We start from the raw sequence: 15,301 nt of genomic DNA, 5'->3' as shown, positions 1-15,301 counted from the left end.
CAGGTGTCCTTGAAAGATTCGTCTTTTCTCGTAGTTATTTTTGTCTAATATGTCTATACATAAAATCAATAAGCATGGAAATAGAAGTGATCCACGCAAGACATGTCCTGCTCAGTTCCGGTCGGATCGGATTGCGCCGGGGCGGATTGCAGATCTGATGCCACTCGACCGGCGGCAGAATTTGCGGTATGTTTGACGGTATATCACGGGGCAGGACATGCGCGAACAGACACGGAAATCCACCAGCATGACGCTGGATGCAAAGGTTCTGGACGAGGCTCGCGCCCTGGGCATCAACCTGTCGCAGGCGGCCGAATCCGGGCTGGTCGCGGCGATCCGGGCGGAACGCGCGCGGATCTGGAAACAGGAAAACGCCGGGGCGATCGCCGATTACAACGCTTTCCTGGATCGCGACGGGCCGCCGCTGTCGGGATTTCGCAAGTTCTGACCGATGACGGCGCAGTTCGATCTCTATCGCATGGCCGGCGGCCCGATGGTCGTCATCCTGCAAAGCGACCTGCTGGACCAGTTGAACACCCGCGTGGTGGCGCCGCTGGTTCCGGCGCATTCGGTGAACCGCGTGCTGCGCAGCCTGAACCCGGTCGCGGTGATCGGCGAAGAATCTTTTCTGGTGATGCCGCAGCTCGCCGCGACCCTGACCCTGGGCGAACTGGGGACAAGGATCGGGTCGCTGGCGGTGTTGCGCGACGACATCCTGCGCGCCATGGACGCGCTTCTGTCGGGGATCTGAAAAACCGGACGCCGCGCAACGAAAAACCCCCGCATTGCTGCGGGGGTCAGGTCTTGCAGGGACCGACGGGGAGGGGTCAGTTCTGCAAGTAGACGGGCATCGTGTCGTCCAGCGCGTCCTTCCACGGGGTGTGGTGCACAGGGGCCATCGTGCCCGTAATGACGGATTTGTAGCAGTTGTTGCGAAATCCCATGATGTTTTCGGACTTGTGCTTTTTCCACTGGTAGAAGGCTTCGCACGCGCCATCGACGTCGAAGCTGGGATAATCGGTCTCGTCGATCAGTTCCTGCACATAGTCGCCCTGATACTTGATCGCGTATTTGGCGTCGTCGCTGGCTTCCTCGCGGGCTTCGCGTTCCTTGACATCGGCCAGCATCGCCTGTTCACCGGGAATATCGAGCTTGCCCATGATCGCGTCGCGCACCCACCAGGCCTGGGCGTCGAACATGTTGAAGGTGAACCACTGGTCCTGCATCCCGAGATAGAACAGCTTGGGATTGTGCACCCAGGCCACGCCCTTGTAGAGATCAGCGGCGGCAAGCCGGTTGGCGGTCTTCAGGCGCAGGTCGTCCGGCAGGAAGTTGAAGAAATGCTTGTAGCCGGTGCAGAGGATGATCGCATCGACCTCGCGGCTGCTGCCGTCCTTGAAATAGGCGGTCCGGCCGTCCACCTTGACCAGCGCCGGGACTTCTGCCCAGTTGTCGGGCCAGTCAAAGCCCATCGGCGCGTTGCGATAGGCGACGGTGACGGACTTGCAGCCGTATTTCCAGCATTGCGACCCGATGTCTTCGGCCGAATAGCTTGAGCCGAGGATCAGGATGTCCTTGTTCTTGAATTCGCGGGCGTCGCGGAAATCATGGGCGTGCAGGACGCGGCCGTTGAACGTGTCGAAACCTTCGTAGAAGGGCACGTTCGGGGTCGAGAAATGGCCCGAGGCGACGATGACGTGGTCGAAATCCTCGCTGTAGGTGCTGTCCTTGGAATGGTCGTGCACGGTGACGGTGAAATTGCCCGCGTCCTCGTTATACTGCACCCAGCGGATGACCGAGTTGAAGCGGATCCACTTGCGCACATCCGCCTTGAGCACCCGGCCTTCGATATAGTCGAACAGCACGGCGCGCGGCGGGTAGGAGGCGATCTGCTTGCCGAAATGTTCCTCGAAGGAATAATCGGCGAATTCCAGGCCCTCCTTGGGGCCGTTGGACCAGAGATAGCGATACATCGAACAGTGGACGGGCTCGCCGTTCTCGTCCAGGCCGGTGCGCCAGGTGTAGTTCCAGAGCCCGCCCCAGTTGTCCTGCTTCTCGAAACAGACGATCTCGGGGATCTCGGCGCCCTTCTGGGCGGCGGACTGGAAGGCGCGCAGCTGTGCCAGGCCCGACGGCCCCGCGCCGATGACGGCAACCCGTTTCTGTGTCATGTGGTTCTCCCGTGTTGCGAAACCAGATGAGTCACTGGTTCTTTATTGGTCTGGTCCAAATAGCCATCCGGAGGACCAATCTGTCAACCAATTTTCATCCTGCGAAACAAAATTTCCGCCCATTTCCTAAAAAACCCCCTGCCGCGGACCGGATTTGCTGCTAGATCTGGCTCATGTCAGGTTCCAGTTTCGCCCATTCGCTCGCCGTCACCAGCGCCTTGCCCCGGATGCGCGTGGGCATGAGCGAGCCGGTCAACATCGGTTTCCTCGCGCCGCTGAGCGGTCCGGTCGAATCCTGGGGGCGGCCGGGGCTGAACGGCTGTCAGATCTGGGAGGACTGGCTGAACCGGTCCGGCGGGCTTCTGATCCGGGGGCGGCGGTATCCGATCCGCATTCATGCGTTTGACTGCGGCTATGACCCGGACCGCGCCGTCGAAGGGGCGCGGTATCTGACCCGGACTTATGATGTGGCGCTGATGATGATGCTGGGCGGTGACAGTTTCACCCCGGTGCGTGACGATTTGATGGCGCGCAAGGTGCTGACCTCGACGCTGCTGCCCAGCGACCTGTCGCCCGATACGCCCTATCTGATCGCGCCCAGCGAAGTGCACCCGATCTACAACGTGACCGGGGTGGACTGGCTGGCCCGCACCCGGCCGGAACTGCGCCGGGTGGCGATGTGCAGCCAGACCGATGCGCTTGGCACGCCGTCGCTGGCGACCTATCGCGCCGCGTTCAGGGCGGCGGGGCTGACCGTCGCCAAGGAGATCCGTTATGATCCCGACGGCACGGGTGCGGCGGCGCTGGTGCAGCCGATGCTGGACACTGACCCGGACATCCTGTGCTGGTGCACGAGTCATACGCCGATGGTGCACGCGATGACCGAATACGCCCATGCGCAGGGGTTTCGCGGCACGATCCTGTCCTGCACGCTGGACAATTACGACCGGCTCGTGGCGCGCACCTCGGCCGGTTTCATGGAAGGCGCGACCTTTCAGTTTCCCGATTTCGACGATCCGATGCTGCGCAAGAAAGCGTTCTTTTTCAATCAGCCGCAGATGTTCTTTGCCGAATACAACCGCCGCTTTCCCGGAACCTGGAGCGCGGTCAGCTGGGAATACGCGGCAATTCTCGATATATGGCACGCGGCGGTGGAAAAGGCCGGCAGCATCAATTCCGTGTCGGTTCTGGCGGCGATGAAACAGATGGGCCAGGTCACCCATGCCTTTGGAAACGCGCAGTGGTGGGGGCAGGACATGTTCGGGATCGGTAATGCGCTGGTCGGCGACTGGCCGGTGGTCACGGTGCAGGGGGGCAGGGCGCGGATCGTCGAATTCGGGTCGATCCCGGACTGGCTGTCGCGGCACGAGGCCCTGCTGCGCGACGAGATGTCGGCGCTTGGCCAGCTGTGGAACCAGCGCGTCGGCGCGCAGGCCGGAATGACGCTGAATGCGCGGACGGTGCCGGGCTAGCCTTCCTGCAACAGCAGTTTCTGTTCTTCCACCAGGTGCAGCTTGATGAATTCCACCGCGCTTTCCACGTCGCGCGACGCGATGGCGTTGAACAGGGTGTTGTAGCGCTGCTGATAGTCCTGAATCCGCCTGGGCGTGAGGTGCCGCCGCATGAGCGCGGTGCGGAAACTCTGCTGGCAGACCTGGATCGCCAGCTCGTAGCAGGAGGCGAGAAGCGGGTTGCGGGTGCCCTTCGCGATCTTGCGGTAGAGTTCTTCCTCGCAGGCCACGAATTCCACCGCATCGGTGCGCACGGCTTCGATCCGGGTCAGGGTTTCGCCCAGGTCTTCGAGATCGCGGGGCGTCATGTTGATGACGGCCAGACGCACCATTTCCGGTTCCAGGATGCCGCGCACCACCAGGTGATCCAGCGGGCTGGTGTTTTCCGCCACGGAGCGGTCGCCCCGCGGGATTTCGGGTTCGGACCGGTAGGTGACGAAGCTGCCGCTGCCGGCGCGGCGGCGGATGATGTTGCGCGATTCCAGAACGTCCAGGGCCTCCCGGACCGTGTTGCGCGACACGCCCAGATCGGAGGCCAGGGTGCGTTCGGACGGCAATCTCGTGTCCGCCGGGTATTCTTCGGACTTGATCCGGGCGAACAGCGCGTCGATCACGACCTGGACCGTGGCGCCGACCGAATGGCCGGTCAGGATCTGGGATGTCAAGGCGTCGGTCATTTGGATGCGTTCATTGCGATGCAGTGGTCGGTTCGGAAGGCGGTCAGCCCGTCTTGAAGGTGGTTCGCGGACGGAGCAAATCCGCCGGGCGGTCGGGTCCGCCAGGGACGAGTCTGCGCATATTCTGGCCCAAGAGGCAAGATCGGTCCGGGAATTGGTCCGAAACCGGTTCAGTCGCGGCTATTTTTAGCAGGCGTTTAAGCCTATGCAAAATTTGACTTTTCCGCTCATCTTTCGCCGTCGCCCCGCGTTTCTGTCCGAAAAAAGGAACCAAAAGCAATAAAATTTCTTTGCGGGAAACATTGAATCGGGTAGCCTGACCTCGAAACCAGGCTTTCGGTCCAAAATTGGGCGCGATCCATTGAGAGAGGGATCGGCGCGAAAAATTGGCCCGAAATTGGTATTCGAAAACGGACCGCCGGACAACAGGCGGACGCAACACGGGAGTGACAGATGTTTTCCAGATTCTCACGCAGGACATTTCTGAAATCGACGGCGGCGGCGACCGTCGCCGCGAGCCTGCCGCGACTTGCCGCCGCACAGGACAAGGTGATCCGGATCGGATTCCTCGCGCCGCTGACCGGGGCCGTCGCGGCCTGGGGCAAGCCGGGGCTGGATGGCTGTGCGATCTGGGCCGAACGGATCAACGCCGCGGGCGGCATCAAGCTGGCGGACGGGGATTATCAGGTCGAATTCGTGTCCTATGACAACGAATACGACCCGGCCAAGGCCCGCACCGGCGCGACCAAGCTGATCCGCGAGGATGGCGTCAGTTTCATCATGATGCTGGGTGGCGACACCTGGCCCGGTGTGCAGCCCGTCGCCGACAAGACCGGCATGCTGTTCTCCACCCTGCTGCCCAGCGATCTCAGCCCCGAAACCACCACGCTGATCGCGCCGGCCGAGGTGCACCCGATCTACAATGTGACCGGGGTCGAATGGCTGGCCGAGAACAAGCCGGACCTGAAGACCGCGGTGATGTGCGCGCAGGACGACGCGCTGGGTCTGCCGTCGGTCGCCACCTATCTCGCTGCGTTTGAGGCGGCGGGGATCGAGATGCTGGACGACCCGCTGCTGTTTGACCCGGCGACCACGGATTTCGCCCCGGTCGTCACCCGGCTGATCGCCAACGATCCGGATATCGTCTGTCTCGACACCTGCTATTCGGACTATGTGCATCCGATCTGCGAGCAGCTGTTCCAGCAGGGCTACAAGGGGCAGATCATTTCCTGCACCGCCGATTTCTACGACCAGATGATCGCCAAGACGTCAGAAGAGTTCATGGAAGGCTTCGTCTTCCAGTTCCCGGATTTCGACGATCCGGCGCTGAACGCGGACACCATCAATTTCGCCGATCCCAACGGCTTTTACGCTGAATACAACAAACGCCATCCGGGCCAGTGGGGCGCGGTGAGCTGGGAATACGCGTCGATCATGGACCTGTGGAAGGCCGCCGCCGAAAAGGCCGGCTCCGCCGATCCCGAGGCGGTGATGGCGGCGATGAAGGACGGCGGCAAGGGCGATCACGCCTTCGGTCAGGCCGACTGGTGGGGCAGCGAGCTGTTCGGCATCGACAACGCCCTGGTCGGCGACTGGCCGGTGGTGGTGATCGAGGGCGGCAAGGCCAGGGTCAAGGCGTTCAAGTCGATCCCCGACTGGTATGCCAGGCACGGCGATCTGCTGGTCAAGCACATGACCGCCTATGACCAGATGTGGAACCAGCGCAGCTAGCGCGACTGGCGGCGCGGGACATCCCCGCGCCGCGCCCCGTGTCCCAACGAGAAGAAGACGATGCTGGACCTATTGGCGCAGACCGGCCTCAATGCCGTATATGCTGCGAGCTACATTTCCCTTGTCGCGGTCGGGCTGGTCCTGATCTTCGGCGTCATGGGCGTGCTGAACTTCGCCCATGGCGAACTGTTCATGGCCGGGGCCTATGCCGTGGTGGCGCTCTATGCCGACGCGCACCTGCCGTTTTTCGTCGCCGTCGCGGCGGGGCTGGTGTTCGTCGGGCTGCTGGGCCTGCTGATGGAGCGGGCGCTGTTCCGCCCCTTGAAGGACAATCCGCTCGGCGGGCTGGTGGCCTCGATCGGGTTCCTGATGATCCTGCAATCGCTGGCGGTCATGGGGTTCGGCGTGCGGATGGAACATATCCCGCCGGTGACGCAGCAGGTCATCGAATTCTCGGAAAAGGTGCGCCTGCCGGTGGCGCGGCTCTACGTGATCGTCGCCGCCGTGGTCCTGCTGACCGCGCTCTGGTATTTCCTGAAACGCACCCGGTTCGGCTGGGCCTTGCGCGCCTCGGCCCAGGACCCGGAAGCGGCGGCGCTCCAGGGCATCTCGATCACCCAGACCGCGCGGATCGCTATGTTCATCGGTGCGGCCCTCGCGGGTGTGGCCGGCGCGCTGACAGCGCCTTTGGTGTCGGTCAACCCGCATATGGGCCATTCGGTCATCGTGACCGCCTTCATCGTCATCATCGTCGGCGGTGTCGGGTCGCTGGAAGGGGCGGTGATCGCGTCGGTCGTCTATGCGGTGGTGCATACCTTCGTCACCACCTTCTTTGACGGGGTGATCGCGGACATCACCGGGCTGTCGCTGATGCTGCTGGTGCTGATCGTCAAGCCCACGGGCCTGTTCGGGAGCCGGGAACGTGCTTAGGGCCGGGATCTGGATACTCGCCCTGGCGGCCTTTCTGGCGCTGCCGCACGGCCTGAGCTTTTCGCAACAGGAAATCCTGGTTTTCCTCGTCATCAACATCCTTCTGGTCGCATCCTACCGGCTTCTGACCCTGACCGGCGAATGGTCGCTGGGCCATGTGGTCATCATGGGGGTCGGGGCCTATGCCTCGGCGCTCTACACCAAGGAACTGGGCATCGCCGTGCCTCTGTCGATGCTGCTGGGCGGGCTGACGGCGGCGCTGGTGGCCGTGGTTCTCAGCTTTCCGCTGTTCCGGATGAAAGGCTTCTATTTCCTGATCGGCAGTTTCGCGGCGGGCGAGATCATCCGGCTGCTCTGGAAACGGTTCCGCGAGCCCTTTGGCGGCGCCAAGGGGATCAAGGGGATCGACCCGATGCCGGATTTCTCCGTCGGTTTCTACCGTTTCGATTTCTTCGAACCCGTCAGCTACTACTATTTCGCGGGGATCGTGGTCGGGGTCTGTCTCTGGGTTCTGTGGCGGATCGAAAAATCCCCGGTCGGGCTGACCTTTCACGCGGTGCACTGGCAGGACAAGCTGGCCGAAGCGTCCGGCGTGAACCTGCGGGCCTATCGCACGCTGGCCTTCGCCATCGCCAGCGGCTTCGCGGGAATCAGCGGCGCGTTGCTGGCGCATTATGTCGGCACGATCAACCCGAACAGTTTCGATGTCGAAGTCATGGTCTTCGTGCTGACCTGGGCCATCGTCGGCGGCACCGCGACCTTCTACGGGCCGATCCTGGGCTGTATCGCGTTGACCGTTCTCAATGAAATCGTGCTGCGCGAACTGGGGTTCGAACAGATGCGCCCGCTGATCTACGGGGCGATCCTGATCGCGTCGATCCTGTTCCTGCCCGACGGTCTTGAAAGCCTGGTGCAGAAACTCCTCCGCCGCAAAGCGGCGCCAGCCAAGGAAAGGGTCGCGGAATGACCACGTTTCTGGAAATCAGGGATCTGACCATGCGGTTCGGCGGGCTGATGGCGGTGGATCATCTGAGCTTTACGGTCGAACACGGCCAGATCCACGGCCTGATCGGTCCCAATGGCGCGGGCAAGACCACAACCTTCAACATGATCTCGGGTTTTTACAAACCGACTTCGGGGCAGGTGTTGCTGCGCGGCGAAGACATTTCGGGGCTGAAGACCCACGAGGTCGCCCGGCGCGGCGTGGTGCGCACCTTCCAGCATTCGACCCTGTTCGCCGAATTGACGGTGCTGGAAAACGCGCTGGTCGGCACGCATATGCCGTTCCGCCCCAACATCTTTGCCGCCATCGTCGGCTGGGACAAGGAAGACCGGATCGGGGCCGAGGCGCGCGCGCGGGAGGCGCTGGAATTCTTTGGCCTCGACCATCTCGCCGGGGAACGCGCGGGCGATCTGTCTCATGGGCACCAGCGGGCGCTGGGGATGGCGGTCGCCTATGCCTCGCATCCGGACGTTGTGCTGCTGGACGAACCGTTCACCGGCATGAACCCCGAAGAAACCCGCCGGATGATGGGCCTGATGCGCAACCTGCGCGACAGCGGCATCACCATCCTGCTGGTGGAACACGACATGCAGGCGATCATGGGCCTGTGCGACACCATCACCTGCATGAGCTTCGGCAAGTTCCTGGCCGAGGGCGGACCGAAGGAAATCCGCAATCACCCGGCGGTGATCGAAGCCTATCTCGGAGGCGCGCGCCATGTTGCTTGAGGCACGGGGCATCGCCGTCAGCTACGGCAAGGTATCGGCGATCCGCGATATTTCGATCACTGTGCCCGAGGGCAAGATCGTCACCATCATCGGAGGCAATGGCGCGGGCAAGACGACGACCCTGCGGGCTCTGTCGGGCATGGTGCCGATCCGGTCCGGGGAAATCCGGCTGGGCGGCACCCGGATCGACACGCTGCCCGCCGACCGGATCGTGGCGCATGGCATCGCCCATGTGCCCGAAGGCCGGCGGATCTTTCCCGACATGACGGTCGAGGAAAACCTGCGCACCGGGGCCTTCCTGCGCCGGGACCATGACAAGGTCGAAAAGGACCTGGCCGATGTCTACGCGCGCTTCCCCCGGCTCAGGGAACGGCGCGGGCAGCGGGCGCAGACCATGTCGGGGGGCGAACAGCAGATGCTGGCGATCGGCCGCGCGCTGATGTCGGACCCGAAGATCCTGATGATGGACGAACCGTCCATGGGGCTGGCCCCGGTGATCGTCGAGGAGATCGCGGTCATCATCGAGGAGATCAACGCCCGCGGCCTGTCGGTCGTGCTGGTGGAACAGAACGCGGAACTGGCGCTGGACCTGGCCGATCAGGCCTATGTGCTGGAAACCGGAAACATGGCCTTGGAGGGGCCGGCCCATGAGCTTCACGACAATGAACACGTCCGCGCCGCGTATCTGGGGATTTAGGGCGTCCGACGCCGAGATGAAACTGGCCCGCGCGGCGGGCTGGTCGCGCGCCGATCTCGTCTGGGAACGGCTGATGGAATCCGCCCTGCGCGACTGGGAGGCCGGGAACCGCACAGGTGCCGTTCGCGGATTTCGGGTAGCGCATCTGCTGGGGCGACTCTGTTTCCCGCGCCGGGACCTGCGCCGCGCGGCGGGGCATGCGAACCTGTGCATCGCCACCGGCGACGCCCGCCAGCAGCGCGCGGCGCTGGCCATCTGGCGCGACTCCGGCCCGCAGATCGCGGCGATGCGGATCGCGCCCCGTGCCCGCAGTTCGCTGTTTCACCTGCGGATGGAGGCCCTGCACCGGGACACCTATCACGACAACCTGCGCCTGCGGATCGGCAGGATCGCGGCGGAGACCGAACAGACCCTGCGCCGCCTCACCGCCCCGGCCGGGGCCGGGCACCGGCATTTCGCGCGCTGGCGCGGCGAGAAGCCGAATGTGCATGACGATACCCGCAAGGTGCTGTCCGCCTGCCTGCTGCTGATCGACCGGTCCTGACGGGATTTGCGACATCGCGCAGGGCGTCGGGGCGGCTGCTCCGGGGCGTCTATGTTAAAGTTAAGCATTAAAAATATGATGCAACACAATGATAAAACATATAAATTTTTGCTTTAAGTTCGCCTGCTGCCGGCATTTCGCGAAAAAATGCAGGATGTCGCGTTCCTGATCGTCTCTGTCCGATTTCGACAGGGCGATCCGCGCGGTTCCTGCAATAAAGGCCGGAAAGGGAGTGTCGAGCGATGCGCTATTCCGGCTTCAAGGTGATCAAGGAGGCCCTGACGGGCCACAAGGGATGGACGCCCGCATGGCGCGATCCCGACCCCCAGCCGTCCTATGACGTGGTCATCATCGGCGGCGGCGGGCATGGGCTCGCGACCGCCTATTACCTGGCCAAGCAGTTCGGCGGCAAGCGGATCGCGGTGCTGGAAAAGGGCTGGATCGGCGGCGGCAACGTCGGCCGGAACACCACGATCATCCGGTCCAACTACCTGCTGGACGGCAACGAACCCTTCTATGAATTCTCGCTCAAGCTCTGGGAAGGGCTGGAACAGGACCTGAACTACAACGCGATGATCAGCCAGCGCGGCATCCTGAATCTGATCCATACGGATGCGCAGCGCGACGCCTTTACCCGGCGCGGCAACGCGATGATCCTGAACGGGGCCGATGCGGAACTGTTGAGCGTCGATCAGATCCGGGCGCGCTATCCGTTCATGAACTTCGACGACGCACGCTTTCCGATCAAGGGCGGGCTGGCGCAGCACCGCGGCGGCACGGTGCGCCATGACGCCGTCGCCTGGGGCTATGCGCGCGGCGCCGACAGCCTGGGCGTGGACATCATCCAGAATTGCGAAGTCACCGGGTTCCGTATCGAGAACGGGGTCTGCAAGGGGGTCGAAACCAGCCGCGGCTTCATCGGCGCGGGCAAGGTCGGCTGCGCGGTGGCCGGTTCCTCCGGCCGGTTGATGGCCAAGGCCGACATGCGGCTGCCGATCGAAAGCCATGTCCTGCAGGCCTTCGTGTCCGAAGGGCTGAAACCGATCCTGCCGGGGGTCGTCACCTTTGGCGCCGGGCATTTCTATTGCAGCCAGTCCGACAAGGGCGGGCTGGTCTTTGGCGGCGATCTCGACGGTTACAACTCCTATGCCCAACGCGGCAACCTGCCGGTGGTCGAGGATGTGGCCGAGGGCGGCATGGCGCTGTTCCCGATGCTGGGCCGGGTGCGGCTCTTGCGGATGTGGGGCGGCATCATGGACATGTCGATGGATGGATCGCCGATCATCGACCGGACGCATATCGGCGGGCTCTATTTCAACGGCGGCTGGTGCTATGGCGGTTTCAAGGCGACACCGGCGTCGGGCTGGTGTTTCGCCCATCTGCTGGCGAAGGACGAACCGCACCCCGTCGCTGCCGCCTATCGGTTCGACCGGTTCGAAAAGGGCCGGATGATCGACGAAAAGGGCATGGGCGCGCAGCCCAACCTGCATTGAGGATGTCAGACCAATGATCATCAATCACCCGCTGCTTGGCCCCCGCGACGCGCAGGAATTCACCTATCTGGGCGATGCGTCGCTGATCGACCGCCCGGACTGGCAGGCCGAGGATGCCGACCGGAAGTTCTATGAATACGCCTATCTGCGGGACAACCCGGCCGGCCTGCACCGTGAGCTGTGGTTTCACGAACAGGGCGACCGGAGCTGGCTGGTGGTGACGCGCAACACGGTCACGCATGAGATCACGCAGGTGGAACTGGCCCGCGATGTGGCCCGTGCAAGGGGGCGCAGCGCATGACACAGGTGAACCGGCTTCCCGGCGGGCAGATCGACCGCGGCAGGGGTGTGAATTTCACATTCGACGGCACCGCCTACCAGGGCCACCCCGGCGATACGCTCGCCTCGGCGCTGCTGGCCAACGGCGTGCGGCTGATGGGACGGTCGTTCAAATACCACCGTCCGCGCGGAGTGCTGACGGCGGGATCGGAAGAGCCGAACGCGCTGGTCGAACTGCGCAGCGGCGCCTGGCAGGAACCCAACACCCGCGCCACGACGGCGGAACTGTTCGACGGGCTGTGCGCCAACAGCCAGAACCGCTGGCCGTCGCTGAAATTCGACGCCATGGCGATCAACGACCGGTTCAGCAATTTCCTGACCGCCGGGTTCTACTACAAGACCTTCATGTGGCCTGCGGCCTTCTGGGAAAAGCTCTACGAGCCCGTCATCCGCAAGGCGGCGGGGCTCGGGTCGGTGTCGTTTCAGCCCGATCCCGACAGCTATGACAAGGGGTTCCTGCACTGCGACCTGCTGATCGTCGGCGCCGGGCCGGCGGGTCTGTCCGCCGCCCTGACGGCGGGCCGGGCGGGGGCGCGGGTGATCCTCGCGGACGAGGATTTCACACCGGGCGGACGGCTCAACGCCGAATCGCTGGTGGTCGGCGATCAGGCCGGGTCGGACTGGGCGGCGGCCTCTGTCGCGGAACTGGCGGATTTGCCGAACGTGCGGCTGATGACGCGCACCACGGTGATCGGGGCGTTCGATCACGGGATCTATGGCGCGGTCGAACGGGTCAGCGATCACCTGCCGACCCCCGCGACCGGCAAGCCGCGCCAGGTCCTGTGGCGGATCACGTCCCGCCGGGCGCTGCTCTGCGCCGGGGCGATCGAACGGCCCATCGCGTTCGAGAACAACGACCGGCCCGGCATCATGCTGGCCGGCGCGATGCGCGCCTATGCCAACCGCTGGGCGGTGACGCCGGCGCAGAAGGTCGCGGTGTTCACCAATACCGACGATGGCCACCGCACGGCGGTCGATCTGCTGGCCAAGGGCGTCAGGGTGGCCGCCGTCATCGACCCGCGCGAGAACGCGCCGCGCATCGCCGATTGCGAGTTGCTGGCCGGGGCGCAGGTGATCGACACCAAGGGACGCCTGGGGCTGACCTTTGTCGAAGTGCGGATGGTGTCGGGCGAAAAGCGCACCATCGAATGCGGCGCGCTCGGGGTATCGGGCGGCTGGAACCCGAACGTCAGCCTGACCTGTCATCAGCGGGGCCGTCCGGCGTGGCGCGAGGATATCGCCGCGTTCGTGCCCGGCGCGGAGGGTCCGGCCGGCCTGACCGTCGCCGGGGCCGCCGCGGGCGATTTCAGCACCGCCGCCGCCCTGTCGGCGGGCGCGAAACAGGCGGCCGCCGCGCTGCGCGACATCGGGATCACCGCCCGCGCGCTGCCGCAGCCCGAGGCAGAGGACGCCCCCGTCACCGTCTCGCCGTTCTGGCATGTGGGCGAAGGCAAGGGCCGCGCCTGGCTCGACCAGCAGAACGACGTGACCGTCAAGGACGTGAAGCTGGCGCACCAGGAAAATTTCCGTTCGGTCGAACATCTGAAACGCTACACGACGCTCGGGATGGCGACCGACCAGGGCAAGACGTCGAACATGGGCGGGCTCGCGATCATGGCGGAACTGGCGGGCCAGACGATTCCGCAGACCGGCACCACGATCTTTCGCCCGCCCTATACGCCGGTGTCGCTGGGGGTGCTGGCGGGACGGTCGCGCGGCAAGGATTTCCGCCCGGTGCGCAAGACCCCCAGCCACAAATGGGCCGAGGAACAGGGCGCGGTCTTTGTCGAGGTCGGCATGTGGCTGCGGGCGCAATGGTTCCCGAAACCCGGCGAAACCGAATGGCGGCAAAGTGTGGACCGGGAGGTGCTGGCCACCCGCAAGAGCGTCGGCGTCTGCGACGTGACCACGCTGGGCAAGATCGACGTGCAGGGCCGCGACGCGGCGACGTTCCTGAACCGGATCTACTGCAACGGTTTCGCCAAGCTGGCGGTGGGCAGGACGCGTTACGGGCTGATGCTGCGCGAGGACGGGATCGCCATGGACGACGGCACCGCCGGACGGCTGGCGGAGGATCATTTCGTCGTCACCACCACCACGGCCAACGCCGTATCCGTCTACCGCCACATGGAGTTCGCCCGCCAGTGTCTCTGGCCCGATCTCGACGTGCAGCTGATTTCCACCACCGAAGCCTGGGCGCAATATGCGGTCGCCGGCCCCAATGCGCGCAAGCTGCTGCAAAAGGTCGTGGACCCGGAGTTCGACATTTCCAACGAGGCCTTCCCCTTCATGGCCTGCGGCGAGATCACCGTCTGCGGCGGCCTGCGGGCGCGGCTGTTCCGGATCTCGTTCTCGGGCGAACTGGCTTATGAAATCGCGGTGCCGACGCGCTATGGCGATGCGATGATCCGGCGGCTGATGGAAGCCGGGCAGGAATTCGGCGCGGTGCCCTATGGCACCGAGGCGCTTGGCGTCATGCGGATCGAAAAGGGCCACGCGGCGGGCAACGAGCTCAATGGCACGACGACCGCCTTGAACCTTGGCATGGGGCGCATGGTGTCCAAGGCCAAGGACAGTATCGGCTCGAAACTGTCCGAACGCGAGGGGCTGAACGAACCCGACGCGCTGGCGCTGGTCGGCTTTCAGCCGGTCGATCCGGCGGACCGTGTTCTGGCCGGCGCGCATCTGATGACCATGGGGACCGAAGTCAACGCGGCCAATGACCAGGGCTATATCACCTCGGCCTGCTATTCGCCCAATCTCGGCTCGTCCATCGGCATCGGGTTCCTGAAGAACGGGGCGGACCGCAAGGGCGAAGTGGTCCGCGCCGTCAGTCCGCTGACCGGGCTGAACGTGGATCTCAAGGTGGTCAGCGCCCATTTCGTAGACCCTGAAGGAGACCGGCTCCGTGCATGATCTGGTGGCAATCACCCCGCTTGGGGGGGACAAACCGCGCGTCGACCGGGTCGGCCCGGTGACGTTGAGCGAACGGCCCGACTGGGCGCTGGCCTCTGTCGCCTCCCGGCTGGGACGGGAACAGGACTGCCGCGACGGTCTGAAGGCGGCGCTGGGGCAGGGCGTGCCGGACGTGGGCCGGCTGGCCGCGGGCGATCCGCTGTCGGCCTTCTGGACCGGGCCGGAACAATGGATGGTCGAGGCCCCGCACGCCAGCCACGAAGATCTCGCCGCGCGGCTGAAGGCGGCGCTTGGCGACGCGGCCAGCGTGACCGAACAGACCGACGGCTGGTGCCGTTTCGACATGGAGGGCGACGGAGTCGTCGCCGTTCTGGAACGGTTGTGCAATGTCGATGTGGCGGCGCAGGACTCCGGCGCCGCAACCCGCGCGTCGATCGAGCACCTGGGCTGTTTCCTGGTCTGCCGCGCCGCCCGCCGGTCGCTGTCGGTGATCGGGCCGCGGTCGTCGGCGGGGTCGCTGCATCATGCGCTTCTGACCGCGATGCGGTCGGCGCTGTGACG

Annotated in this window: 15 protein-coding genes; 13 read left to right on the top strand and 2 right to left on the bottom strand. The window is 64.4% G+C overall.

Annotated elements, in window-relative coordinates:
• Positions 1-217: 217 nt before the first annotated feature.
• Both QO034_RS10195 and QO034_RS10190 read left to right on the top strand, forming a co-directional pair.
• Positions 218-448, top strand: a complete 231-nt coding sequence (locus QO034_RS10195; RefSeq protein ID WP_284485425.1) for a type II toxin-antitoxin system CcdA family antitoxin — start codon at positions 218-220, stop codon at positions 446-448.
• A gap of 3 nt (positions 449-451) precedes the next feature.
• Positions 452-751 carry a CcdB family protein gene (locus tag QO034_RS10190; RefSeq protein WP_284485424.1) on the top strand — a complete coding sequence of 100 codons (300 nt, stop codon included), beginning with the start codon at positions 452-454 and terminating at the stop codon, positions 749-751.
• Positions 752-827: 76 nt separating this feature from the next.
• On the opposite strand, the gene QO034_RS10185 is transcribed toward QO034_RS10190, so the two are convergent.
• Complete coding sequence (locus QO034_RS10185) at positions 828-2,171, bottom strand: NAD(P)-binding domain-containing protein (protein WP_284485423.1); 1,344 nt, start codon at positions 2,169-2,171, stop codon at positions 828-830.
• 173 nt (positions 2,172-2,344) lie between these two features.
• Between QO034_RS10185 and QO034_RS10180 the strand changes: the two genes are divergently transcribed.
• Positions 2,345-3,643 (top strand): ABC transporter substrate-binding protein, encoded by a 1,299-nt coding sequence (locus tag QO034_RS10180; protein WP_284485422.1) that lies wholly within the window; start codon positions 2,345-2,347, stop codon positions 3,641-3,643.
• Here QO034_RS10180 and QO034_RS10175 read toward each other — a convergent pair.
• Complete coding sequence (locus tag QO034_RS10175) at positions 3,640-4,359, bottom strand: FadR/GntR family transcriptional regulator (RefSeq protein ID WP_284485421.1); 720 nt, start codon at positions 4,357-4,359, stop codon at positions 3,640-3,642. The genes QO034_RS10180 and QO034_RS10175 overlap by 4 nt on opposite strands.
• A 453-nt stretch (positions 4,360-4,812) precedes the next feature.
• On the opposite strand from QO034_RS10175, the gene QO034_RS10170 reads away from it, so the two are divergent.
• From QO034_RS10170 to QO034_RS10125, 10 genes are all read left to right on the top strand, one after another.
• Positions 4,813-6,090: an ABC transporter substrate-binding protein gene (locus QO034_RS10170; protein WP_284485420.1), complete on the top strand. Its 1,278-nt coding sequence runs from the start codon at positions 4,813-4,815 to the stop codon at positions 6,088-6,090.
• A gap of 60 nt (positions 6,091-6,150) precedes the next feature.
• Positions 6,151-7,020, top strand: coding sequence for a branched-chain amino acid ABC transporter permease (locus QO034_RS10165; protein WP_284485419.1), 870 nt, complete (start codon positions 6,151-6,153; stop codon positions 7,018-7,020).
• Positions 7,013-7,987, top strand: coding sequence for a branched-chain amino acid ABC transporter permease (locus QO034_RS10160; RefSeq protein ID WP_284485418.1), 975 nt, complete (start codon positions 7,013-7,015; stop codon positions 7,985-7,987). Before QO034_RS10165 ends, QO034_RS10160 begins: the two co-directional genes overlap by 8 nt.
• Positions 7,984-8,751 carry an ABC transporter ATP-binding protein gene (locus QO034_RS10155; protein ID WP_284485417.1) on the top strand — a complete coding sequence of 256 codons (768 nt, stop codon included), beginning with the start codon at positions 7,984-7,986 and terminating at the stop codon, positions 8,749-8,751. The genes QO034_RS10160 and QO034_RS10155 overlap by 4 nt, the downstream gene beginning before the upstream one ends.
• Positions 8,741-9,448, top strand: coding sequence for an ABC transporter ATP-binding protein (locus QO034_RS10150; protein ID WP_284485416.1), 708 nt, complete (start codon positions 8,741-8,743; stop codon positions 9,446-9,448). The genes QO034_RS10155 and QO034_RS10150 overlap by 11 nt, the downstream gene beginning before the upstream one ends.
• The gene (locus QO034_RS10145) at positions 9,399-9,992 is read left to right on the top strand and encodes a tetratricopeptide repeat-containing protein (protein ID WP_284485415.1); all 594 of its coding nucleotides are present in this window, start codon (positions 9,399-9,401) and stop codon (positions 9,990-9,992) included. The genes QO034_RS10150 and QO034_RS10145 overlap by 50 nt, the downstream gene beginning before the upstream one ends.
• A 242-nt stretch (positions 9,993-10,234) precedes the next feature.
• Entirely contained in the window at positions 10,235-11,485 is a 1,251-nt protein-coding gene (locus tag QO034_RS10140) for a sarcosine oxidase subunit beta family protein (protein ID WP_284485414.1), read from the top strand.
• A gap of 13 nt (positions 11,486-11,498) precedes the next feature.
• Positions 11,499-11,786, top strand: coding sequence for a sarcosine oxidase subunit delta (locus tag QO034_RS10135; RefSeq protein ID WP_284485413.1), 288 nt, complete (start codon positions 11,499-11,501; stop codon positions 11,784-11,786).
• Positions 11,783-14,740 carry a sarcosine oxidase subunit alpha family protein gene (locus QO034_RS10130; protein WP_284485412.1) on the top strand — a complete coding sequence of 986 codons (2,958 nt, stop codon included), beginning with the start codon at positions 11,783-11,785 and terminating at the stop codon, positions 14,738-14,740. The genes QO034_RS10135 and QO034_RS10130 overlap by 4 nt, the downstream gene beginning before the upstream one ends.
• Positions 14,733-15,299 (top strand): sarcosine oxidase subunit gamma, encoded by a 567-nt coding sequence (locus QO034_RS10125; protein ID WP_284485411.1) that lies wholly within the window; start codon positions 14,733-14,735, stop codon positions 15,297-15,299. The genes QO034_RS10130 and QO034_RS10125 overlap by 8 nt, the downstream gene beginning before the upstream one ends.
• Positions 15,300-15,301 lie beyond the last annotated feature (2 nt).

The organism is Sedimentitalea xiamensis (assembly GCF_030164465.1).
GTDB classification, from domain to species: domain Bacteria; phylum Pseudomonadota; class Alphaproteobacteria; order Rhodobacterales; family Rhodobacteraceae; genus Sedimentitalea; species Sedimentitalea xiamensis.
The sequence above is the reverse complement of the archived record's forward strand: the minus strand, read 5'-3'. Positions and strand labels throughout refer to the sequence as shown.